Source organism: Sporosarcina koreensis (assembly GCF_000826145.2).
Taxonomy (GTDB): domain Bacteria; phylum Bacillota; class Bacilli; order Bacillales_A; family Planococcaceae; genus Sporosarcina; species Sporosarcina trichiuri.
In genome coordinates, this window is sequence record NZ_LN651337.1 from 1796164 (window position 1) to 1819055 (window position 22892).

The window sequence follows — 22892 nt, forward strand, 5'->3', positions numbered from 1 at the left end:
AACGGCATGAAAGGGATCTGGCTCGGGGTACTGGCCGCCGTGTTTTTTGCGGTCACGTTCGTATTGAACCGTTCCATGGAGTTATCAGGCGGCAGCTGGATGTGGAGCGCCTCCCTCCGCTATTTCTTCATGGTGCCGTTTCTGGCCGCTATTGTCGCCATGAGGGGCGGCTTTACGCCCGTCCAGCGGGAGATGCGCCGTCATCCCTGGCAGTTCTTCATCTGGAGTACGGTTGCTTTCGTGCTGTTTTATGGACCACTCACCTTTTCAGCAGGATATGCCCCCGGCTGGCTTCTCGCCGGTACGTGGCAATTGACGATTGTTGCAGGAGTCCTGCTGGCTCCCCTGTTTTTGTCAGGGGATGGATCGGATGGCACGGAACGCGGAGTCCGGCAGCGCATCCCGGTTGCCTCCCTTCTTATTTCGCTCGTCATTCTCGGCGGCGTGGTGCTGATCCAGATTCCGCATGCCCGGTCCGTGCCGGCGGATGCACTGCTGCTGGGCATACTGCCTGTCGTATTGGCCGCATTCGCCTATCCGCTCGGCAACCGCAAGATGATGGAACTGCTCGGCGGTTCGCTGGATACGTTCCAGCGGGTGCTCGGCATGACGCTCATGACACTGCCGGTCTGGTTCCTGCTGGCGCTGTACGCCTGGCTGACGGTCGGCCTTCCCTCGTGGAGCCAGCTCGTCCAATCATTCGTCGTCGGGGTCAGTTCCGGTGTCATTGCGACCACTTTGTTCTTCATGGCGACGGACCTCGCCCGGCACGACCAGGGCCGTCTGGCAGCCGTCGAAGCGACGCAGTCACTCGAGCTCCTGTTTGCGATGCTCGGTGAAATGCTGCTGCTGCATATGGCATTGCCGGGACCTGTTTCGCTGGCAGGCACTGCTATCATCATACTCGGCATGTCGCTGCACAGCTGGCAGACAGCAGCTGCCGCAAAGCGGGCAGCTTCTGAAATTCCATGAAAAAGGACCCGAACGGATTTTCCGTTCGGATCCTTTTTTCTTATTGGGCGGCTTCATAGGCGCCAAGCAGGCTGACCGCTTCTTCTGCAAGGGACGTATCGATCGCTTTATCGAAATCGATCTCCCCCTGGATCGCTCCGTTCGCCTTGTATGTCTCATATTGCTTTTTGATATCTTCGATGAACATCTTACCATCAGGGTCGAGACCGGTCACGAAGACTTTATCCCACAGGGCGGCATCTTTCAGGGCCGTATGCTTCACCATGATCTCGATGATCTCCTCTTCGTCCACCCCTTCGAAGAACGCATCGTTATAATCACGGACGCCTTTCAGATAGGCTGCCATGAAACGGAGGGACAATTCCTCGTCTTCCATGAACTGCGGAGAGGCGAGGACCATCGCGATCTGGGATTCGGGTGCATAATCGGTCGTATCACCGAACCGCAGATGGAATCCGTTTTCGATTCCCTGCGCGATGAGCGGCTCGATGCTGAGCGCAGCATCCACCGTACCGGAATCGAGTGCCCCGAGCATGGCGCTGAAATCTGCAATATGGACATACTCCACATCATCCTCCGTCAGTCCCGCATGCTTCAGCATCTCTTCATAAATATAGCCGTCTATCGAGTTTCGGGAGGAGACCGCAATCTTCTTCCCTTTGAAATCCGGGTAGTCCTGGATGACGTCTTTCATATGATTGCCGATGACGAATGAGAAATACGATTCGCCAGGCATGTTATGTCCTTTGTCGGCAACGATCCGCACATCGATTCCCTGTGCGATTGCATTGAAGAATGACGCTGTCGAGACACCGCCCGCGATGGAGACTTCCCCTGCTGCGAGTGCCGGCAGCATGTCATCGCTGTTCGCGAAATCTGTGAATTCCACGTCGATATTGTAGTCATCGAAATACCCGCGTTCTTTCGCGATATAAAACCCTGCTCCGGAGGCGGCCCCGTCTTCGGCAATCAGTACTTTTGTCTTCTTGCTGAGCGGGCTGAGAGTTCCCTCTTCCGTCTGGTCAGCCGGTTTGGCTGCAGGCTTCTTTTCTTCCTCTTTTCCTGTACATCCCCCAAGGACGAGTGCAGCACCGAGCACGAGCGCGAGTCCCCCCGCTTTCATCCACTTCTTCACACGCTTCCCCTTTCGTCATGTTCTCGTCTTCTGGACTTCCTGCTGCAAGTGTTTCCAGATTTCTACGAACTGTCCGGCCAGCTCCGGGTCTTTCCGGATTTCTTCGATCTTGCGCGGCCGGGGCCGGTCGATACGGACTTCCTGGATGATCCGTCCCGGCTGGGCGCTCATCAGTAAAATCCGGTCACTCAGCATGAGTGCTTCGTCGATACTGTGCGTGATGAACAGCACTGTCTTTTTCGTTTCCGACCAGATGGACAGCAGTTCTTCCTGCAGGATGAATTTGTTCTGTTCATCGAGTGCTGCGAACGGTTCATCCATCAGCAGGATCTCCGGGTCATTGGCGAATGCGCGCGCGATACTGACCCGCTGCTTCATGCCGCCCGACAGCTCACTCGGATACAGATGGGCGAATTTCGCCAGACCGGTCTTTTCCAGGTAATATGCTGTCTGTTCGGCAATCACTGGTTTCGGGGCTTTCCGCATCTCCAGTCCGAATGCCACATTATCTTTCACCGTCATCCACGGGAGGATCCCTTTCTCCTGGAATACCATGGACTGCAGCGGCCGTCCCGTCTGTTCGGAATGGATGGCGATTTCACCTGCACTGTGTGTTTCCAGGCCGGCCAGTATACGGAGCAATGTCGTCTTACCACAGCCGCTCGGGCCGACGAGACAGACGAATTCCCCGTCTGCCACATCCAGCGAAATATCCTGCAGCGCTGTCACACTCCCGTTCTTCTTCACAAACACTTTCGTCAAGTTGCGGATTTCAATTTTTGACTGCATTCAGTCACCTCCAAGGCAGCAGTTTTTTCTGCAGGCCGCGCAGCAGCAGGGAAAAGACGTATCCGAAAAACGAAATCATGATGAGACCGACAAACATATTCTGCAGCAGGAATGCTTTGTATGAGGTCCAGATCAGGTAGCCGATCCCGGACGTCGCGCCCATCATTTCAGCGGCGACGATTGTCAGCAAGGCGATCGCCTGCCCCATCTGGATCCCTTCGAGCATGACGGGAAGTGCGCCGGGCAGCGCAATTTTGAAGAAGAACTGTGATTTGCTGGCACCGTAATTGTCCGCGACATCCAGATAGATCTTGTCGATGCTGAGCACGCCTGCAGCCGTGTTGATGACAACAGGAAAGAAGACGCTGCCTGCAATCGTCACCACTTTCGAGACGTCTCCGATGCCGAACAGGATGATGATGATCGGCAGGAGGGCGAGCGTCGGTATCGGCATGAGTGCCATGACGAGCGGCGATACGAAGTGACGGACTGGTTTGTAGAGTCCCATCAGAAGGCCGATCAGAATACCGGGGATGACCCCTGCCAGGAATCCGAGGGCGATCCGGTACAGCGACACGCCGACATGTTCGGCGATCGCGCCGTTCATAAGCATTTCCCAGAACGTCCCGAGAATCGCTGTTGGCGGCGGGAAGAACCGGATGTCGATCGCTCCTGTCCGTGACAGCACTTCCCACAGGGCGAGGAGAAATACGGGCGACACCACAGTCAGGAGCTGCTGCCATCTCGCTTTTGCCTGCCGCCGCCTCCATTCGATGCGCTCGATCTGCACCGCGTCTTGTCTTGCGTCGACTGGTTGAGTCATGTTCACCACCTCACCGTACTCTATGCGTTCGCCTGTTCCGCAACATAGGCAGACGTGCAGGCACAATAAAAAAAGCCCGCATCCGGTATGTATGGATGCAGGCGTTCTTCACACTGACTTCGTGGCCGTTTTCTTGATATCCTGTCTGGCTGCATAGATGTTTGCGACGATGACCTTCGCCACTGCGTATACAGGCACCGCCAGAAGGATCCCCACAAATCCCGCCATATTCCCTGCTGCCAGGAGCAGCGTAATAACGGTGAGCGGATGGATATCAAGCGTTTTCCCCATAATATTCGGGGTAATGAAGTTGCTGTCGATCTGGTTGGCCGCCAGGGTGATGACCGCCACCCAGATGACCATTTTCGGGTCTTGTGTAAAGGCGATCAGGATCGCAGGCATTACAGCAATCCACGGGCCGAGGAATGGAATCAAGTTCATGAACAGCGTGAAAATCGCAATCAGCAGTGCATACTGGAGTCCGATGATCCAATAACCGACCAGGATGATCGTCGCCAGGATGGCGCTGATCAGCAGCTGTCCCTGGATGTAGCTGCGGAGCACATGATCGATATCGTCGATCGTTTTCTTGATCCACTGACGGCGCTTGCCGTGGAAATACTTATAGATATTCGGCGCGAGTTTCTCATGGTCCTTCAGCATGAAGATGAAGAAGAACGGCACAAGGACGAGCAGGACGATTGCCTGGACGAACGATTGCAGGAAGGAGATGAACCAACCGCCGAATTTCAGTAAATACGACTGCAATTTATCCGTTGCGCTGTTCAGCGAGTCTTTCACTTGCGGCGGCAGATCATCCTTCTGCTCAAGTGCCAGGTCCTTCAGATGGATGAGTTCCGCAGAAATCTTCGGGCCGTTGTCGATCAGGTTGTTCACCTGTTTGGCGATCGGCGGACCGATGAGTGCCGAGAAGGCATAGATGGCGCCTGCCAGCAGCACAAGGATGATGAGGATGCTTCCCCAGCGCGGCACTTTCCGCTTCTCGAGGAAGCGCTGGATGGGCTCCGTCATGTAATACAGGACTCCGCCTGCAATCAGCGGCAGGATGATCGCCTTTGCAATGATGCCGACCGGCGCGAAAATATAGTTGATTTCCAGGAAGAACTTGATGATGAGCAGTGCCAGCAAAATGGCGACCCCTGTCTGGAACCATAATTTCTTTGTCACACGGCAGCCTCCTTTCTTCCATTTATTCCGTTGAATTGTTTCTAGTATACGAGTTTCCCTGCCCTCTGTCGAACACGAACGAAAAAAATCCCCGTCTCTCGGCTGAGAGCGGGAATTTTGATCAGTCGCGCATTTCCAGATAGGAAAGCGAAACTTTCAAGTTGGCGTTGCGTTCACGGATCGCATCGAGCAGCACCTGGTCTTTCGTGTCCGTTTTGCTGCGGATGGCAAACGTGTAAAGGATCATCGTGCCGAGGTTGGTTGTCTCGACTTGGCGCAGCTGGTAGAAATCGGTTTTTTCATCCAGAATATCATCGAGAAGATTTTCGTGATTCAAGTTCTCAGGAACCGTCACTTTCAGCAGCTGCGTATCCTTCCCTTTCCCGTAATCCACTTTGTAGATGAAGTAGAAGACCAGGCAGGAGAACACGGTCAGCACGATGGCCAGCTGGAATTGGAACAGACCAGCTGTCATCCCGACACAAAGGCCGAAGAAAATATAGGCGATGTCTTTCGCATTGGTCACAGCACTCCGGAACCGGATGAGCGAGAAGACGGCGAACAGCCCGAATGCGACCCCCGCGTTGCCGCTGACGACATTCATGACGACCGATACGACGACACTCATCATGATGATCGTATGGACGAATGCCTGAGAATAGCGTTCTCCTGTAAAGGTGATCTGGTAGATTTTCGTAATGAGCAAACTGAGGACGAACGCCAGCGCCATAGCGGCCAGGCTCATCCAGAGGGTCGGCGCCCCTTCCACTCCATTAGACGTAAACAAGCTCGTGATCTGATCCATCTTCGATTCCCCCAATTGTTGGTTCTTCCAGTTGTTTTGGTTCCAGTAATCCGCTTTGCGGAAGGACATCCCCGCTCAGCAGTTCCATGCTTGTGCAGAACTTCGAGGCACTGCGCTGCTCGCAGTTCAGCGATTGCAGCACCCGCGCAAGCCAGAGCGGCACGGCGTGATCCACCTTCACTTCAAGCACGACAAGATCCGGATCGATGAAGTGCTCACCGTATGGACCGTGCTCGATATGCAGGTCACCTTTTCTGCATTTCAAGTCGAAATCGAACGTGATCCGCAGTTCCGGATCAGTGACGCCATGCAGCGCATGCCGGCTGTAGCTGACGACCATCTCAGGCTTCAGGTTGTAATAGTTCTTGAAATAATCGATCTCCTTCATGACCTGCCGATTCGACGTCTCATAATCGGACAGATCCGTCTTGCCTTCATCCGACAAATACCGGTAGGCCTCTTTCAGCGGCAGGAGCATGCGCCGTTTGTTGACGACTTTCTTATGCTTCTGCTTCAATTCGAAAAATGCTGTGCTGTTCAGATCAGTGTCATCATAGACGCGGAGCCGAAGCTTCTGCCGGTACTTCAGCTTGTTCTTTGTTTCAAAGTAGATCGTCTTGTCCGGACTGTCGAAGTACAGGCTTGTGACGGAATACTTCCCCTCCACCCCATTCTTGTCGTTCCGCATCCTCGGACCGATCTGGTCAACCAATTGCTCGTATTGGCGGCGTGTGATCAAATATTTCTGTTCTTTCCTGCAAAAGATCTCAATCGCCATGGGTCTCCCTCTCTTTCCTGGTCTATTTCCTTGTGATGACTACTTTACAGCGGGAAAATGGGAAAACACTGTCGAATTGATTAGAAAACAATGAGAAAAGGCAAGGCTTTGTGAGTTGGCAGGCTGGCTTGCTGAGGTTATGAGCAGTTTGACAGGGTTTATGATCACTTTGACGTGGTTTATGAGCGGTTTCACAGATTTATGATCACTTTGCGAGGTTTATGAGCGGTTTCACGGATTTATGATCACTTTGCGGGGTTTATGAGCGGTTTCACGGATTTATGATCACTTTGCGAGGTTTATGAGCGGTTTCGCGGATTTATGATCACTTTGCGGGGTTTATGATCACTTCCACCGATTTATGATCACCCCCCTCATTCACCGATGATTCATCGCTGCCCCCGAGCAGCTGTTTGACTTCTCACCGGATAGGGAATGGAACGGTACACTTTAAAAGAGGAGGCAGTTCACGATGAAAAAAACATTAGCACTTGCTGCGGTAGGACTCGGCGCCGCCTTCCTGATGCGCAACAAAGATGCGCGGGACAAAATCTCTAAGCAGTTCGATGATTTCGCCAACACACCGATGCGCGGAGACAAACACAAGGATTCCCGTTCTCCACAGACGCCATCACCTGCACATAAGTAAAAAAAAACCGCTTTCCGGTTTACCGGAAGCGGTTTTCCTATGCGGTATCATGGTTTACACTCTATAAATGGGCAAGCCGCTGCGATTGGTTGCAGCCGACAGACCCGCGAAAGAACCGGCTGGGAGGTCAGGCCAGCCGGTCTTCGAAGCCTAAAATCGGGATGCGGTCTTCCGCCACTTGCACATTGTCCATCGGGAGTTCGATCATAAAAGCGTCACTCCCATGCGGAAGCACAGCTACCTTTTTCGCAGCGAATGGGTTGTTGGTCACCAGCTTCAGGAGGCCTGTCCGGCTGTCGATCCCCTCTATTGCAAATCGATGTCCCTCCAGTAATGCATATGGAACAATTTCATAAGCGTCCTCCAATTCACTGATTGTGACAGGCCGGACAAAAGAAGAAGTCTTCCCTCCCAAGCGTGAAAAGCCATTCTCCAGTTCAGTCTTGTCGGTGGTTGTCAAATAAATCTGTCGGTTCCTGGAACTGATTTCATACTCGTTTCCGTTCCAGCGTGCGAATCTTCCTCTTCGAAACATGCCATCACCTCCGAGTCGTGAAGTTCTGCATCTATCTTCCAGTATATAAATAATTCAGCAATTCCGATAGATATGTTTCGCCCTATTTACGAGTAAGGGCGAAGACTTAAAAACATACCTGCTGCTTGGTAGATAGTAACTATACCCTTTTTCGCTTGTAGTTTAACTCGGCACCACGAAGGGTATGAAATGACTATTACACATAGAGGAGGTTTTTTGAATGAGCAACGACAACGGGTTTTCAGATAAGGTAAAAGGTGCTGTGAACAAAGTGAAAGGCGAAGCAAAAGACCAGTACGGCAATGCGACGGATGATATCAGCAAACAGGCTGAAGGGAAGTACGACAAAATGAAAGGCGAGGTACAGGAGCAGGTCGGCGAGCACAAAGACGATCGTGATCGCCGCTGATACCTGCTGATAAGCAGCCGGAACAGCTGAATGACCAGCTGTTCCGGCTATTTTTATTGCAAAAAAACCGGTCAGCCTACAACTGGTTTCTTACAGCTTATTTGTGTTGATGCGGGGATACCGCCCGGCATTCTCTTCAGCTTCCACATCCTCACTTGCGTTCTCAAGCGGGATGCCGCTGTCCGTCATCTCGCCCTCACTGTCAAACGGTGTCGGTGCGGATGTTCCGCCGCGCGTGCCTGCCGGATCATGATGGGTCGGTGCGTCCGGATCATCCATGACGAACAATGCCACACCGCCGTCCTTGACTTCATTATAGAACGCCTGCGTCTGCTGCTCATTGAAGCCGAGCTGATCGAATGCCTCTTTGGCAGGCTCCTGGTCGGTGAATAGGAACTTCATGCGCGCCAGCCAGCCGTCCTGCTCCCGTGTCGGCAGCATGATATCGGTCTGGTCTTCCAACATACGATCATTGTCTTCAGTATTGGAAACGGCAAAAATTTCATCCTTCGTGTAGCCGAGTGACTTCAGCTCAGTGATTTTTGCAAGTACCACATCAATGGAGTGGTAGGTGCCGACGTATCTCTTCTGTTTCATTGTCGTTTCACATCCCTTCCTTAAATGAATGCCTTTCCGGTTACAGTATCTATTCCCCATTCTCCGGGGGTTAGAAACCCTTTGTCAGCCAGGTTTAATATTTCCGGAAAGGTGAATACTGATACTACTACACAAAAGGAGTGGACGCTTGAATGGACGTTAAAGGCAAAGTTGAAGGCGAGCTGCAGAATATGGACAGTGAGAAGAAAGAGGATATTCTTGAGAACTTCAACCGTTTCAAGTCTTATTTGGCGGATCAGGTTGCAAAAGGTGAAAAATTAGGACTCAGTGACAATCAGCTGACGAAAGCGACTGAATTCGTTGCCAGCTACCTTGCGAAGCACGAAGAACCGAAAAACCGTGAACAGTACGTGCTCCAGGAGCTCTGGAAGGTGGGCGACAAAGACGAACAGAAAGCACTGTCCAGCCTGCTCTTGAAACTTGTCAAAGCGGAGTAACTCCTAAAGGAGGAACCAGATATGGATGATAAGAAGAAGCCATTCACTTCAGAAGACCGGAAAGACGTCATAGAACCTTACATGGACAACCCTGAAGGGATCAAGACCGATAAGGAGACACTCTTCGACATGCATGAGGATATGCAGACCGTTGATGCTATTCCTGTGGAAGATACACGCATGGAATGGGAAGAGGAGAAACAGGAAAACCATCGGAAGTCGAAAGACGAATCCGCGACTGAAGAGAAATTTGATAACCAGTGACCGATGCAGGCAGGGAGTTCAACCTCCCTGTTTTTTTATTTCCCGGGAAATGATAACCCCCATCTGTTTTGCATCTGCAAGCTCCCCGCCGTACAATGGAAACAGTTGTATATGAAGGTTGAAAGGGGTTTTCCGATGCTGAAAGATCGTCTCTATTATCAAGATCCTTATGTAACGAAATTCACTGCACGTGTGATCCGTCATGGCGCTGATGAGAGCGGACGGCCATATACCATCCTGGATAACACGGCATTCTACCCGACAGGCGGCGGACAGCCCCATGATATCGGCACGATCGATGGGGTTGCTGTAACAGATGTCGAAGAGGCGGATGGCGAAATCCGTCATTATACGGAGCAGCCGCTTTCTGCAGAAGGCACCATATCGGGGGAAATCGACTGGAAGCGCCGGTTCGATCATATGCAGCAGCACACCGGCCAGCACATCCTGACCGCTGCGCTTGTTGAGCTGTTCGGATATCCGACCGTCAGTTTCCACTTAGGCCGGGAACTTGTGTCGATCGATATCGACACGCCCCATATAAAACCAGAAGAACTCGCTGCAGCGGAGCGTCTGGCCAACCAGGTCATCCTTGAAAACCGGCCGATCGAACAGCGCTGGGTCACGCAGGAAGAACTCGGTCAGTATGCATTGCGGAAAGAAGTCAGTGTCGAAGAGGAGATCCGTCTTGTCATCATTCCCGACTTCGACACGAACGGATGCGGCGGGACGCATCCGCAAGCGACCGGACAAGTCGCCGCCCTGAAGATCCTGTCCTCCGAAAAAGAAAAGCAGCATACCCGCATCCATTTTGTGTGCGGCGGCCGTGTGCTGGATCAGCTGGGAGCGGTCCATCAGGAGCTGACGAAGACATCCCAGCTGCTGAGCGCACCGCTTCTGGGAACTTCCTCGGCTGCCGGGCTGCTGCTGCAGACCCAGCATTCCCTCGAAAAGCAGCTGGAACACGCCCGGGAAGAACTGCTCGACCGGGAGGCGGAACGTCTGGCAAGCCGCAAGTCCATCAAGATCCGGCAGACGTATACTGACCGTCCAATGAAGGAATTGCAGAAACTTGCGAAGAAAACGATTGCACTTCGTGAGCAGGCCATCGTCATCCTCGTCTCCGAATCTGCGGATAAACTCCAGTTCGTCCTGTCGCGGAGTGCCTCCTTGACCCCTGATCTGCGGACAGCCTCCTCGATCGCCCTGCCGGCGATCGAAGGGAAAGGAGGCGGTTCAGCTGCCGCCGTACAAGGCGGCGGTGCCCGCCTCATGTCCGCCGGGGAACTTGCCGAACTGCTGGAACGGTCCATTCCTATGCATATCTGACCTGCCCAAAACACCCCCTCCATCGCAACGGATGGAGGGGGTGTTTCACTGTCATTCTTTTTTGCCAATGACGGCTTCCCAATCGATCGTGCCGGCTTTGACTTCATCGCGCCGCTCTTTTGTCATCGAGTCCGACGGGCGGCCGCCATTCGGCCAGTCCTTGTCGTGGTGTGCGAACTCCGGTCGATCCTGTGAAAGGATGAATGCAGCGACATCCGCCACTTCCTGATCGGACAGGCTGCCGACATTGCCGACCGGCATGTTATTCTTGACGTAGCCGGCCATTTTCGTCAGACGTGCAATGCCTGCCCCGTCATTGAATGAGCCCTGCCCCCACAATTTCGGGCCTGTATTGGACCCTGTTCCGCTGCCGTCGCCAGCATGGCAGGTTGCACAGGATTGCTGGTAGACCTTCTCGCCATCTGCCACATTCGGCAACGGCATGTCTTCGAAGCTGTTCTGATGACGCCAGTCGAGTTCAGCCCCAACCGGAATCCCTTCGGAGATATACGTCATGTACGCAACCATGGCACGCAGATCGGGGTCATCCATGTCGAACTTCTGTCCGTCCATACTGCGTACCATGCAGCCGTTGATCCGGTCTTCCAAGGAAACGATTTTGCCGGAGCGGCCGATATACATCGGATAGACGGAGGACATGCCGACCAGTGAAGAGACCTCCTCATCCAGCCCAGCTCCTGCATGGCAGCTTGTACAGGACAGTTCGTTCACCCGTTTTTCACCGTCTTCCGCCGTGGCCGCTTCACTGCGGAGCACATTCGACGTATCGTTCACAAGTTCATAGCCCCGTTTGATGGCTGTTCCCAGCTCATCATCGGGAACGTCATCCATCGACGGCGGATTATAGGCGATCGTTCCGCTGTCTGTGACATCGGGCTGAGCGACTTCTGTGATGTCCTCCGCTTCGGATGCCTTATTCGTCTTCAGCTGGAAAGACATGAGCACGATTGTAAGCGCAAAGACCGCAATGATGATGGATAAGACCAATGTAGATGTTCTTCTCAACTTACTCTCCCCCTTCTTCCTTGCTTATATATACAGTATACACCCGCCTTCCGCCTATTTGTATCGATATTGAAATACATAGGGAAATCCCTGAGCCGCCCCTGTCCTTCGCCTCTACTATGCAGAATATTTCGGCTTTTACTTATGTCCCAAAACCTTTTCCCAGTCGATAGTCCCGTCTTTCACTTGCTGTTGTTTTTCCTTATCCATGATATCCGTCGGGCCGCCGCCATCCGGCCAGTCCGACCCGCTATCCGGGAATTCCGGCCGCTCCTGTGACAGGATGAAGGCCGTCACGTCCGCTGCTTCCTGAAGACTGAGCGAGCCCGGCGCGTTCTGTGGCATGTTTTTCTGGACGAAGCCCGTCATCTTCGACATACGTCCCATGCCGGCACCGTCATTGAACGATCCATCCCCCCACAAAGCCGGCCCTGTCGTCGGACCCGAGCCGGAACCGTCGGCAGCGTGGCATGTGATGCAGGACTGCTGGAAGATCCCTTCCCCTTTGTCGACATTCGGGATCGGCACTTCATCCACCTCATTCTTGCCGAGCCATGGCATATCAGCTCCAGGCGGAATCCCTTTCGATATGTAGGCCATGTAAGCGATCATCGCGTTCAGATCTTCATCGCCTTCCTCGAATTTTTCGTAATTCATGCTGCGCACCATGCAGCCATTGATACGGTCGCCGATTGTTGCGATCGCATCGTTCCTGGAGCGGTATTTCGGATATTCCACTGTGACACCCACGAGCGACGAGACGTCCTCATCCAATCCTGCGCCCGCATGGCAGCTCGTACACGCCAGTTGGCTCATCACTTCCTCACCATCCGTCGCCTTCGCTTTTTCCCGCAGGAGATTGGATGTGTCCATCATGAGATCGTAGCCTCTCTGGATCGCTTCGCCTTCCGGTCCGTCGGGCAGATCATCCATCGAGGGCGGATTATACGCCACTTCGACATCATCCAGCACCTCTCCGACGTCTCCGCCCTGGATGGCCTGTTTCTCCTCTTTGCTCTCTTTCAATGCATTTGCCAGCACGACAATCGCAATGGCCCCTATGACTGCCAGAAGACCGAGTGCCCAAACTGATTTGTTCTTCAAGTTGTCCCCTCCCTGATCGGCCATCCTGCATCGGCCGATTATTTTTCTATATTTATTATGTATTCAGTACACTGCCCATTCGTCCTCTTCCCTGCCGTCTCTCTTATGAAACACTCGATTGTAAAACACTATACTTCTTATATAATTCATGTTTCTGATGCGACAAATCAGGATATAGGTAAGAAGGCGGACTCTGCACAGGCAGCTGCGGAGAGACCAGCAGAGAGGACGTGGGGGAATGATCGAGTTTGAGCATGTGGACAAATCATACGACGGCCGTGTGAATGTCGTGGAGGATATCAATTTCACAATCGAAAAAGGGGAATTCTTCGTACTGATCGGACCGAGCGGATGCGGAAAGACGACCACCCTGAAGATGATCAACCGGCTGATTCCACTGACCGGAGGCACGGTCCGGATCCATGGCAAGCGTATCAGCGATTATGACATCCATGAACTGCGCTGGGAGATCGGCTACGTCCTGCAGCAGATCGCCCTGTTCCCGCATATGACGATCGAAGAGAATATCTCCGTCGTGCCGGAATTGAAGAAGTGGGAAAAGGGGAAGATCCGGGACCGTGTCACCGAACTGCTTACAATGGCCGGACTGGAGCCCGATACATACAGGAACCGGAAACCGAACGAACTGTCCGGCGGGGAGCAGCAGCGGATCGGCGTTGTCCGGGCACTCGCTGCGGATCCCGACGTCGTGCTGATGGACGAGCCGTTCAGTGCACTCGATCCGATCAGCCGGACCAAGCTGCAGGACGACCTGCTGGACTTGCAGCGCACCATCCGGAAGACCATCGTGTTCGTCACGCACGACATCCAGGAAGCGATGAAACTCGGTGACCGGATTTGTCTCATGAAAGACGGACGGATCGAGCAGCTCGGCACACCGGCAGAAATACTGCGGTCACCCGCCACGCCGTTTGTCGAGGAATTCACGGGCAGCCGCACGTCTCACCTTTTCAATGTGAAGGACTATATGGAGCCGGCAGGATCGGAAGCCGCTGACGCACCCTCCATGCCCGGAGATGCAGGCTGGCATGCCGTCCTGGAAGCATTACAATCCCGAGATGCTGTGCGGGTCATCCAAGACGGACAGACGATCGGCATCCTGACCCGTGGCTCCATTCTCAAGTACTTGGCTGATCAGGAAAGGACGGCGACTGCATGACGCATTTCACAGACGTATTCCAGGAACGCAAAGGCGAATTGGCAGGTGCACTGTTCGAACACGTACAGCTCTCGTTCATCGCCCTCTTCTTTGCCGTGCTGATCGCGATTCCGCTCGGCATCTGGCTGACGAACAAGCGCGCCATCGCCGAACCGGTCATCGGGGCGAGTGCCGTTCTGCAGACCATCCCGTCGCTCGCCCTGCTCGGCCTTCTCATCCCGCTGCTCGGAATAGGCAAAGTGCCGGCAATCATCGCACTCGTCGCTTATGCCCTGCTGCCGATCCTGCGCAATACATACACGGGCATCAAAGAGGTGGACCCATCCTTGAGAGAGGCCGCGACCGCGATGGGCATGAACACGTGGAAACGGCTGATCAAAGTGGAATTGCCGCTCGCCATGCCTGTCATCATGGCGGGGATCCGGACATCGATGGTACTCATCATCGGAACGGCTACTTTGGCCGCCCTGATCGGCGCCGGCGGTCTCGGTGACCTGATCCTGCTGGGTATCGACCGGAACAACCCTTCCCTGATCGTGCTCGGCGCGATTCCCGCTGCATTACTCGCGCTACTCTTCGATTTCCTGCTGAAGAAGTTCGAAGGTCTTCCCTTCAAGCGCGCGGCGGCGGCTCTCGGTGTCTTCTTCGCCGCTGCCCTGCTCGTCATCGTCCTTCCGTTCCTGTCCGGAAGTTCAGAGAAGCAGTTCGTCATCGGCGCGAAACTCGGTGCGGAACCCGAGATCCTCATAAATATGTACAAACTGCTGATCGAAGACGGGACGGATCTGTCCGTCGAACTGAAACCCGGGCTCGGGAAAACGTCGTTCGTCTTTAGCGCGCTGAAGTCGGGCAGCATCGACATGTATCCGGAATTCACCGGGACAGCGCTGTCCGAGTTCCTGAAGGAGGAAGCTGTCAGCAACGACCGCAAAGAAGTATATGAACAGGCAAGAAAAGGGCTCGCAGACCAATTCGGCATGGCGTTCCTGGAACCGATGGCCTATAACAACACCTATACACTTGCCATCTCCAAAGCATTCGAGGAACAGACCGGCATCTCGTCCATTTCCGATCTGGCCGCGGTCCAATCCAATGTGAAAGCCGGATTCACACTTGAATTCAATGACCGGGAAGACGGCTACAAAGGTATCCAGAAGCTGTACGGCCTCGATTTCCCATCCGTCAGAACGATGGAGCCGAAACTGCGCTATCAGGCCATCGAGACGGGAGACATCAACCTGATGGATGCCTACTCCACCGACAGTGAGCTGAAGGAGTATGAGATGACTGTCTTGAAGGACGACAAGGAATTGTTCCCGCCTTATCAGGGAGCACCACTGTTGCTGCAGAAAACACTCGATAAGCATCCGGAGCTCAAGGAAATTCTCAATACGCTTTCAGGCAAGGTGACGGATGATGAAATGCGGGATATGAACTACCGGGTCAATTCCGGCGGTGAACAGCCGGCGGACGTGGCACGCGAATACTTGCAGAACGCAGGCCTGCTCCACTGAAAAAGCCGGTCCGGCACCCGTTTCGGGATGCCGGCCGGCTTTTCCTTATGATTCGAAAAGCATCGACATCTCCCCTGCGTTCGCCGGATGCTCTTCTTCGAGTTTTTTCAGTTCATCTTCGGATCCGATGTCGTACAGTTTTTGGCCATACCAGTCATCGAGAACCGTCCGGCTGACGGTATGCGGATCGCCGTCAACGACGAAAGTGAGGACTCCTGCATTCGGCACAAGTGCAAAGATGGCCGAGGCATTATGCAGCATCATGTCATCCGTGAACGCACCATCTGCCGTCTCATAGAACAGCTTCGCTCCATAGGGTTCCGTATCCGTCTGCAGTTCCATCCCTTCGAACTGACCGCTGCCCGGCAGCAGTCCGACTATCGCCCCGATGCTGCTATTGTCACCGATCTTCGAGTTCTTATACGAAAACAGATCCTTCGATCCATTCCCTTCTGCGCATCCACCGACAATCAGCAGCAGGAGGGCCGCCGCCGCTGCCATCCATAATCTCTTCAAGATCATTCCTCCTCAACTATTCACTCATTGTCACAGTCTATATAGTATAACCCTATTCCGCGACATGCAGAGTTTTTCGCTCTGCGAAATTGTTTTGCATTCCGTTCCGACCGTTTGGTATACTGGCAGTTGGTTTACATATTACGCCGGTAAAGGATTGAATTTCAATGAAAAAAGAAATCGCTTCCATCTACTATGTGCGATTTTTTGCTGCGCTCTTTGTCGTGCTCGTCCATACGACAGCTCAATACCGGCATCTGTTCCCCGCTCCTTCGTTCCAGAATACGTTCTATTTTTTCCTGAATAATATCGTCCGTGTCGAAGGCGGCATGTTCGTCATGATCATGGGGATTGTGTTCTTCTATATGTACCGGGACAGGCCGTTCACGAAAGATGTTCTGCTGTCCTATTGGAAGAAACGGGTCACCTACATACTGATTCCGTATATTGTCTGGTCACTCATCTACGAAGTCGAAATGTGGCATTATCAGGACCGTCCGCTCGTACTGTCCGATATTCTGCACCGGCTCCTGTTCGGGGAGAGTAAATATCAGCTTTACTTCATCTTCATTGTTGTGCAATTCTACTTGGTCTTTCCCCTTCTTATGCTGCTGGTGCGCAAGTTTGCATTCTTCCGGAACTACTTATGGCTCTTCGGGATCCTCGCGGAGTATGGATACTTCCAGTTTACGATGCATACGGACTTCGTGACAGTCCCCCTCATGTTCAGTTTCATCGGATCGTACATGCTCGGCGCCTGGATCGGCGTCCATTACGAAACGATCATCGACAAGATGTCGAAGAAGAGAATGCTGCTGGCCGGAGCAGCTGGGCTGCTGTTCGGCCTGACGTATGTGTTCATCCGCTACCGGAATACGTACTTCGAGCGGCTGCCGATCGATGATGATTATTATAAGATGATCGGCATCCTGTTCAAGGTGATCGGCAGTTTGTTCTTCTTCTACTTCGGGGAGTACCTTGCCCGCTGGAGCAGCACGGTATCGGTGCACCGTATGCGGAGCGTTGCGACCTACTCATTCGGCTTCTACCTCATGCACCCTCTTGTCCTGTTCCAGGTCATGAAGTATCTGCCGACGCGCGGCACACCGCTGTCCTGGCATGTGACGATCTTCCTGCAATATACGATTACGGTGATCTTGTGCTATCTCATCATCTGGTTCTTCCACCGGTTCGTGCCGTTCGCGAGTTTTGTTTTTGGAAAACTGCCGAAGAAGGCTCCGCTGTTCTGGCAGGTCAAAGAGTAGGACATCCCCGGGCATCCAGCCGATTCCGGTGGTTTTTTGATCAGTTGCGTATTTTCTTTTTGCCGAAAATTGTTTACACTGGACAAGGAGGCGATTGTGATGAAAAAACTGATGATGCTGCTGGCTGCAGGGCTTCTGCTGTCCGCCTGCAGCGATACAGATAAATCTGAACCGAAACCGGAGACGGCTGATACGGCGCCTGCTGCCGAACAGCCCGCTGAGACGAGTGCTGTGACCGACCTCGAAGAAGGGCTCAAAGGGGACACGGAAGAAGTGGCCTATGCGGATCTTGCGTCCGGTAACGTGCCCGCCAATAAGAAAGTGAACTTCACCGGTACTGTCTTCTCAAACGAAGACGGGAAGCTCGGTTTGAAGCATGACGTTGAAGATGAAGCTGAAACTGTTCTGTGGGTCGACGATCTGCGGCTCGGGGAACGCACCGAAATCCCGGAAGGAACGACGGTGACCGTCTATGGCAGCTATACTGAAACAGACACGGACGGCGTGCCTGTCCTGAAAGCGGTTTTCATCGATCCGAAATAGCTGTGTACACAAGCCTCCGGCAGCGGGGGCTTGTTTGTTTGTCCGGCTTCCTTCTTGATTTCTCCGGAAATAGGCATAGAATAGAAAAGTACTTTTAGAAGGAGCTAAATGAGATGAAAACTATATATCATTCGATTTTCGGCCGCTATTGGAACCCTTATCTGGTTCTTGCGGCTGCCGGTATCCTCAGTGCCGTCTATTTCGGCCTCACGGGCGGTGTCTGGGCAGTGACCGGTGAGTTCACCCGGCTCGGCGGCGACCTGCTCAAGCTGGCAGGCGTGGACATCTCCGGATGGGCGTACTATGACATGGTACACCTGCAGGGGGCGACCTGGAACCGTCCGGACGGCTGGATTGTGTGGGGGATGTTCATCGGCGCGCTCGTCATGGTGCTGTTGAGCGGCAGTTTCAAGATCCGTCTTCCCAAACAGAAACGGCGCTACGTCCAGGGGCTGACGGGCGGTATCATCGCGGGATTCGGTGCACGGCTCGCCCTCGGCTGCAACTTGGCCGCCTTCTTCACCGGTGTGCCGCAGTTTTCGTTCCACTCCTGGATCTTCATCGTCGCGACAGGCATCGGAACGTTCTTCGGTGCAAAACTGACGAAGACGCGCTGGTGGAAAGGACGCCCGTCGCTCGTCCGCGGCGGTGCGGTCAAGCCGTCGGAAGTGAAATCGCGGACCATCCAGCCGGTTGCCGGAGCCGCCATCGCACTCGTCTACGCGGCGCTGACAATCTATTTCTTTACCTCAGGCCAGACACGGCTCGGGCTCGGAGCACTGTTCGGCCTCGCATTCGGCATCCTGATCGAGCGCGGCCAGATCTGCTTCACATCGGCATTCCGGGATCTGTTCCTCGTCGGCCGCAGCATGATGGCGAAAGCGATTATCCTCGGGATGGCAGTCAGTTCCGTCATTACAATCATCGTGATTTCGGTCTACGGAATGACGCCGATCACGCAGATCGCCGCACTGAGTACGTTCGTCGGCGGCGTGCTGTTCGGTCTCGGTATCGTCATGGCATCGGGCTGTGAAACCGGGATGATGTACCGGCTGATGGAAGGCCAAGTGCTCTTTTTGCCGGTGTTCGCCGGCAATATCATCGGCGCCACCCTCCTCGCCTATGCGTGGGATCATCTCGGCGTCTATGAGACACTCGTCGCAAGCGGCAGTCAAGTCAACTTGATAGACACGCTCGGACCGGTCGGCGCTATCGCGGCGACCCTCCTCATGCTCGGCGTCCTGTATGGCCTGACCGTGTTCCGGGAAAAGCAATACCGCAGTAAACTCGTACCGATGAAAGGAGCGAAACAGCATGCAAACTGATCTCGAACCTGATTTCACGCTCGATCTGCGCGGTGAATCGTGCCCGTATCCGGTCATCTATACACTGGAAGCGCTTGAAGGCATGAAGAAAGGCGAACTGCTGCAGGTCATCACCGACTGCCCCGGTTCGTTCCGCAACGTGCCGGAAGAGGCACTCGCACACGGCTACACGTTCGCACAGGATCCTGTGAAGAACGGACAGGAGTATTTGTTTTATATTTACGCATGACCCGCAGCAGGCACCGGCATTCCGGTGCCTGTTTTTTACTGTCTGCAGGCGTTGGCGCTTGTCCCTCCGATTGTGAGATGATGAAGGAAGCAATCAAAGGAGGAGATGGCATGAAACGGGTATTGGACTGCACAGCAAGTGATTTCAAGGAAATGGACGGACAGACTTTGAAACAATCAATCCGGGCCTGCGAGGGCCGGGTGATGCTGTCGGAGACGATCGCATCCGCCCCGCCGCTCTATCCGGACGTGACGAATGCGGAGCTGGCCGCGTCGTTCGGAGCGGACCTGCTGCTGCTGAATGTGTTCGATGTGTTCCATCCGGTGGTGGAAGGATTGGACTGTGAGAAAAAGTCCGAAGTGATCCGCACATTGAAGGAGTTGACGGGGCGGCCGGTCGGGCTGAACCTCGAGCCGGTCGATCCGGATGCCGCCGCTGCGGAACAGCTCAGCCGTGTGGATGCCGGCCGGCTCGCGACCCCGGAAGCGATGCAGGCCGCGGCCGATCTCGGCTTCGATTTCGTCTGCCTGACCGGCAATCCGAAGACAGGTGTTTCGAACGAAGCGACCGTGGCGGCAATCCGTGAGGCGCGTCGGATATTCGGGGTGGCCGGGCTGATCATCGCCGGCAAGATGCACGGTGCTGGAGTCGCCGGCGAAATGGGCGGCGACATCATTTCCGAAGATATGCTGACGCGGTTCATCGAAGCGGGCGCGGACGTCATCCTCATGCCGGCGCCCGGCACGATTCCCGGTATTACTGTGCAGACAGCGGAATCCTACGTGCGGCATGTCCACGCGAACGGCGCCCTCGCCATGCTGACGATCGGCACGAGCCAGGAAGGGGCCGATGAGGCGACCATCCGCCAGATCGCCTTGAACAGCAAGATGGCCGGTGCTGACATCCATCACATCGGCGACACCGGTTTCTACGGCATCGCCGTGCCGGAGAACATCATGACATACTCCATCACCATCCGCGGGAGACGCCATACGTATGTCCGGATGGCGAAGTCGGTGCTGAGGTAAGCCTTAGTCTGTACTGCCAATCCAATTTACCAATATGCTATACTAGGGAGACATGAAATTAGCTGGGTGCGCGAACACCCGATCAGCTGCAGTCCCATCCGCTTGAAGAGCGGTTGGCCTGTATTCGGTGTTAGACCTGAAAAGTAATCATCTCACACGCAGCCAGAGCGGAGGATGGTTACTTTTTTCAATTGGGAAATATTCGCATTCCCATTCTAGTTATGAGATAATCAGAACACCTGTACTATTACAAGAAACCGAGGTGCTGTCATGAAACCGGTGATCCTGGCGGAGAAACCGTCGCAGGCGAAGGCGTACGCCGATGCGTTTTCGGCGCGCAAGCATGAGGGCTATATGGAACTCCTGCCGTGCCCGACCTTTCCGGAGGGGGCTTTTTTGACATGGGGCGTCGGCCACCTGGTCGAGCTGAAGGAACCGCATACGTATAACCCATCCTGGAAACGGTGGTCGCTCGGCAGCCTGCCGATCCTGCCCGAGCGCTATGAGTTCGAGGTGTCGAAGGGCAAGTACAAGCAGTTCCAAGTCGTGAAGAAACTTATGAAGAATGCCGATACGATTATCAATGCGTGTGACGTGGACCGGGAAGGCTCCAACATCTTCTACAGCATCTACAACCAGACGGGCGCCCGCGGGCAGACCATCAAGCGGCTGTGGATCAATTCGCTCGAAGCCGACGAAGTGCGGAAAGGGTTCGCGAACTTGCGCGATAACCGCCAGGATCTGCAGCTGTACGAGGAGGCGAAGTCCCGCCAGATCAGCGACTGGCTTGTCGGCATGAACGGCTCGCGGCTGTATACGCTGCTGCTGAAGGCGAAGGGCATCCAGGAAGTATTCCCGATCGGACGCGTGCAGTCGCCGACCGTCTACCTGATCTACCAGCGGCAGCGGGAGATCGAGACGTTCGTCTCCGAGCCGTTCTTCGAAGCGGAAGCGCTGTTCACTGCGGAACACGGGACGTACAAAGGAAAGGCGAAACTGAAGGAGCCGAAACGGGAACTGATTGCGGACGCCTTGAACAGCCGGGGCATCACGAAGCGGTCGCCCGGTGTGATTACGGAGCTCAAGACATCGGACAAGCGCATGCCGCCGCCCCAGCTCCATTCCCTGTCGACGCTGCAGGCGACGGCGAACCGGCGCTGGAAAGCGAGTCCCGCCACCGTGCTGAAAACGATGCAGGCGCTCTATGAAAAGAAACTCGTATCCTATCCGCGGACCGATACGCGGCATATTACGCCGAGTGAGTTCAAGTACTTGGCAGACGCTGCCGAAGACTATCAGCAGCTCATCGGCCAGCCGTTCGACATCGTGTCGAAAACACCGAAGAAGCGGTTCGTCGACAGCTCGAAAGTCCAGGAGCACTATGCGATCATTCCGACGAAGAAAGTGCCGACTGCGGCCGCCATCGCAAAACTCGGCCCGCTCGAGCGGAATTTATATGAAGAAGTCGTCCGGACGGCGCTTGCGATGTTCCACCGGGACTACCTGTACACCGAGACGAAAGTGACGACGGACGTCAACGGGCTGCCGTTCTTCACAACGGGCAAGACAGAGGTGGACAAGGGCTGGAAGGAACTCTTCGCCGTGCCGCCGAAAAAAGGCAAGGATGCAGAGGAACCCGCCCTGCCGCCGCTGTCGCAGAACGAGACGGTGCAGAGCGAGATCGGCATCAAGGAAGGGGCGACCCAGCCGCCGAAACCATATACGGAAGGCCAGCTGATCGCGATGATGAAGACGTGCGGCAAGCTCGTCGAGGACCAGAGCGAAACGGATATCCTGAAAGAGATCGAAGGGCTCGGCACGGAAGCGACGCGCAGCGGAATCATCGAGACGATCAAGAAGCACGGCTACATCTCCGTCACGAAGAACATTGTCTCGATCACCGACAAAGGACGCGTGCTCTGCCAGGCGATCGAAGGCAGCCTGCTCGCGAGCCCGTCGATGACGGCGAAATGGGAGACGTACTTGAAACGGATCGGCAGCGGGGACGGCACGGGGACCCACTTCCTCGACAACGTCTCGAAGTTCATCCGGAAACTGCTCGACGATGTGCCGAAGCAGCTCGAGCAGCAGACGATCGACATCACGCTGCCGCCGAGGCCGCCGTCCGGCCGGAAGTCATATACGCCGGTCGAAGTGGCGCCGTGTCCTGCCTGCAAGGAAGGGACAATTGTCGCCCGCAAGGACTTCTATGGCTGCAGCAACTACAAGAGTGGCTGCAAGCAGACATTCCCGGGCTACTTCCTGAAGAAGAAGCTGACGCCCGCGCAGGTGAAACTGCTGTGCACGAAGGGCCGGACGAACGTCATCAAAGGCTTCCAGTCCGGTGCCGGCAAGAAGTTTGATGCGGCGCTCGAGCTGAAGGACGGTAAGCTGAATCTGTTGTTTGCGGAAAGCAGAAAGAAGGAATGAA

Annotated in this window: 25 protein-coding genes; 14 read left to right on the forward strand and 11 right to left on the reverse strand. The window is 54.5% G+C overall.

Annotated features, from left to right (window positions below):
• Positions 1–6 precede the first annotated feature (6 nt).
• Entirely contained in the window at positions 7–972 is a 966-nt protein-coding gene (locus BN1190_RS14480; protein ID WP_040287686.1) for a DMT family transporter, read from the forward strand.
• A gap of 40 nt (positions 973–1012) precedes the next feature.
• On the opposite strand, the gene BN1190_RS14485 is transcribed toward BN1190_RS14480, so the two are convergent.
• From BN1190_RS14485 to BN1190_RS14510, 6 genes are all read right to left on the reverse strand, one after another.
• Positions 1013–2095, reverse strand: coding sequence for an ABC transporter substrate-binding protein (locus BN1190_RS14485; RefSeq protein ID WP_052461920.1), 1083 nt, complete (start codon positions 2093–2095; stop codon positions 1013–1015).
• A gap of 27 nt (positions 2096–2122) precedes the next feature.
• Entirely contained in the window at positions 2123–2896 is a 774-nt protein-coding gene (locus BN1190_RS14490; RefSeq protein WP_040287688.1) for an ABC transporter ATP-binding protein, read from the reverse strand.
• A 4-nt stretch (positions 2897–2900) separates the two neighbouring features.
• A complete protein-coding gene (locus tag BN1190_RS14495; RefSeq protein ID WP_040287689.1) occupies positions 2901–3719 on the reverse strand; it encodes an ABC transporter permease in 819 nt (272 codons plus the stop codon).
• A gap of 108 nt (positions 3720–3827) precedes the next feature.
• Positions 3828–4907 (reverse strand): AI-2E family transporter, encoded by a 1080-nt coding sequence (locus BN1190_RS14500; RefSeq protein ID WP_040287690.1) that lies wholly within the window; start codon positions 4905–4907, stop codon positions 3828–3830.
• A gap of 121 nt (positions 4908–5028) precedes the next feature.
• On the reverse strand, positions 5029–5712 hold the full coding sequence (locus BN1190_RS14505; protein WP_052461907.1) for a DUF4956 domain-containing protein: 684 nt from the start codon (positions 5710–5712) through the stop codon (positions 5029–5031).
• A complete protein-coding gene (locus BN1190_RS14510; protein ID WP_052461908.1) occupies positions 5681–6490 on the reverse strand; it encodes a polyphosphate polymerase domain-containing protein in 810 nt (269 codons plus the stop codon). Before BN1190_RS14510 ends, BN1190_RS14505 begins: the two co-directional genes overlap by 32 nt.
• A gap of 472 nt (positions 6491–6962) precedes the next feature.
• Between BN1190_RS14510 and BN1190_RS15140 the strand changes: the two genes are divergently transcribed.
• Positions 6963–7139: a hypothetical protein gene (locus tag BN1190_RS15140; RefSeq protein WP_179860758.1), complete on the forward strand. Its 177-nt coding sequence runs from the start codon at positions 6963–6965 to the stop codon at positions 7137–7139.
• 127 nt (positions 7140–7266) lie between these two features.
• On the opposite strand, the gene BN1190_RS14515 is transcribed toward BN1190_RS15140, so the two are convergent.
• On the reverse strand, positions 7267–7674 hold the full coding sequence (locus tag BN1190_RS14515) for a hypothetical protein (RefSeq protein WP_040287692.1): 408 nt from the start codon (positions 7672–7674) through the stop codon (positions 7267–7269).
• 220 nt (positions 7675–7894) lie between these two features.
• On the opposite strand from BN1190_RS14515, the gene BN1190_RS14520 reads away from it, so the two are divergent.
• Entirely contained in the window at positions 7895–8083 is a 189-nt protein-coding gene (locus tag BN1190_RS14520) for a CsbD family protein (protein ID WP_040287693.1), read from the forward strand.
• Between the two features lie 90 nt (positions 8084–8173).
• On the opposite strand, the gene BN1190_RS14525 is transcribed toward BN1190_RS14520, so the two are convergent.
• Entirely contained in the window at positions 8174–8680 is a 507-nt protein-coding gene (locus tag BN1190_RS14525; protein WP_040287694.1) for a general stress protein, read from the reverse strand.
• Positions 8681–8832: 152 nt separating this feature from the next.
• Between BN1190_RS14525 and BN1190_RS14530 the strand changes: the two genes are divergently transcribed.
• The 3 genes from BN1190_RS14530 to BN1190_RS14540 all read left to right on the forward strand — a co-directional run bounded on the left by BN1190_RS14530 (position 8833) and on the right by BN1190_RS14540 (position 10731).
• A complete protein-coding gene (locus tag BN1190_RS14530; protein WP_040287695.1) occupies positions 8833–9138 on the forward strand; it encodes a DUF3243 family protein in 306 nt (101 codons plus the stop codon).
• A gap of 21 nt (positions 9139–9159) precedes the next feature.
• Complete coding sequence (locus tag BN1190_RS14535) at positions 9160–9402, forward strand: hypothetical protein (protein WP_040287696.1); 243 nt, start codon at positions 9160–9162, stop codon at positions 9400–9402.
• 135 nt (positions 9403–9537) lie between these two features.
• Positions 9538–10731 (forward strand): serine-tRNA(Ala) deacylase AlaX, encoded by a 1194-nt coding sequence (locus tag BN1190_RS14540; RefSeq protein ID WP_052461909.1) that lies wholly within the window; start codon positions 9538–9540, stop codon positions 10729–10731.
• 51 nt (positions 10732–10782) lie between these two features.
• Here the strand turns inward: BN1190_RS14540 and BN1190_RS14545 are convergent, their stop codons facing one another.
• Both BN1190_RS14545 and BN1190_RS14550 read right to left on the reverse strand, forming a co-directional pair.
• A complete protein-coding gene (locus BN1190_RS14545; protein ID WP_040287697.1) occupies positions 10783–11757 on the reverse strand; it encodes a c-type cytochrome in 975 nt (324 codons plus the stop codon).
• Between the two features lie 138 nt (positions 11758–11895).
• Entirely contained in the window at positions 11896–12861 is a 966-nt protein-coding gene (locus BN1190_RS14550) for a c-type cytochrome (RefSeq protein WP_040287698.1), read from the reverse strand.
• Between the two features lie 238 nt (positions 12862–13099).
• On the opposite strand from BN1190_RS14550, the gene BN1190_RS14555 reads away from it, so the two are divergent.
• Together BN1190_RS14555 and opuFB are read left to right on the forward strand one after the other, a co-directional pair.
• On the forward strand, positions 13100–14041 hold the full coding sequence (locus BN1190_RS14555) for an ABC transporter ATP-binding protein (RefSeq protein WP_040287699.1): 942 nt from the start codon (positions 13100–13102) through the stop codon (positions 14039–14041).
• Complete coding sequence (gene opuFB, locus BN1190_RS14560; protein ID WP_040287700.1) at positions 14038–15555, forward strand: osmoprotectant update ABC transporter permease/substrate-binding subunit OpuFB; 1518 nt, start codon at positions 14038–14040, stop codon at positions 15553–15555. Before BN1190_RS14555 ends, opuFB begins: the two co-directional genes overlap by 4 nt.
• A gap of 45 nt (positions 15556–15600) precedes the next feature.
• On the opposite strand, the gene BN1190_RS14565 is transcribed toward opuFB, so the two are convergent.
• Entirely contained in the window at positions 15601–16071 is a 471-nt protein-coding gene (locus BN1190_RS14565; protein WP_179860804.1) for a DUF4825 domain-containing protein, read from the reverse strand.
• Between the two features lie 167 nt (positions 16072–16238).
• On the opposite strand from BN1190_RS14565, the gene BN1190_RS14570 reads away from it, so the two are divergent.
• The 6 genes from BN1190_RS14570 (at position 16239) to BN1190_RS14595 (ending at position 22891) form a co-directional block, all read left to right on the forward strand.
• Positions 16239–17336 (forward strand): acyltransferase, encoded by a 1098-nt coding sequence (locus BN1190_RS14570; RefSeq protein WP_040287702.1) that lies wholly within the window; start codon positions 16239–16241, stop codon positions 17334–17336.
• Positions 17337–17435: 99 nt separating this feature from the next.
• A complete protein-coding gene (locus tag BN1190_RS14575) occupies positions 17436–17879 on the forward strand; it encodes a hypothetical protein (RefSeq protein ID WP_040287703.1) in 444 nt (147 codons plus the stop codon).
• 113 nt (positions 17880–17992) lie between these two features.
• Positions 17993–19204, forward strand: a complete 1212-nt coding sequence (gene yedE, locus BN1190_RS14580) for a selenium metabolism membrane protein YedE/FdhT (RefSeq protein ID WP_040287704.1) — start codon at positions 17993–17995, stop codon at positions 19202–19204.
• Positions 19194–19433 (forward strand): sulfurtransferase-like selenium metabolism protein YedF, encoded by a 240-nt coding sequence (gene yedF / locus BN1190_RS14585; protein ID WP_040287705.1) that lies wholly within the window; start codon positions 19194–19196, stop codon positions 19431–19433. Before yedE ends, yedF begins: the two co-directional genes overlap by 11 nt.
• Positions 19434–19543: 110 nt before the next feature.
• The gene (locus BN1190_RS14590; protein ID WP_040287706.1) at positions 19544–20461 is read left to right on the forward strand and encodes a PEP phosphonomutase; all 918 of its coding nucleotides are present in this window, start codon (positions 19544–19546) and stop codon (positions 20459–20461) included.
• 270 nt (positions 20462–20731) lie between these two features.
• Complete coding sequence (locus BN1190_RS14595; protein WP_040287707.1) at positions 20732–22891, forward strand: type IA DNA topoisomerase; 2160 nt, start codon at positions 20732–20734, stop codon at positions 22889–22891.
• Position 22892: the final 1 nt, after the last annotated feature.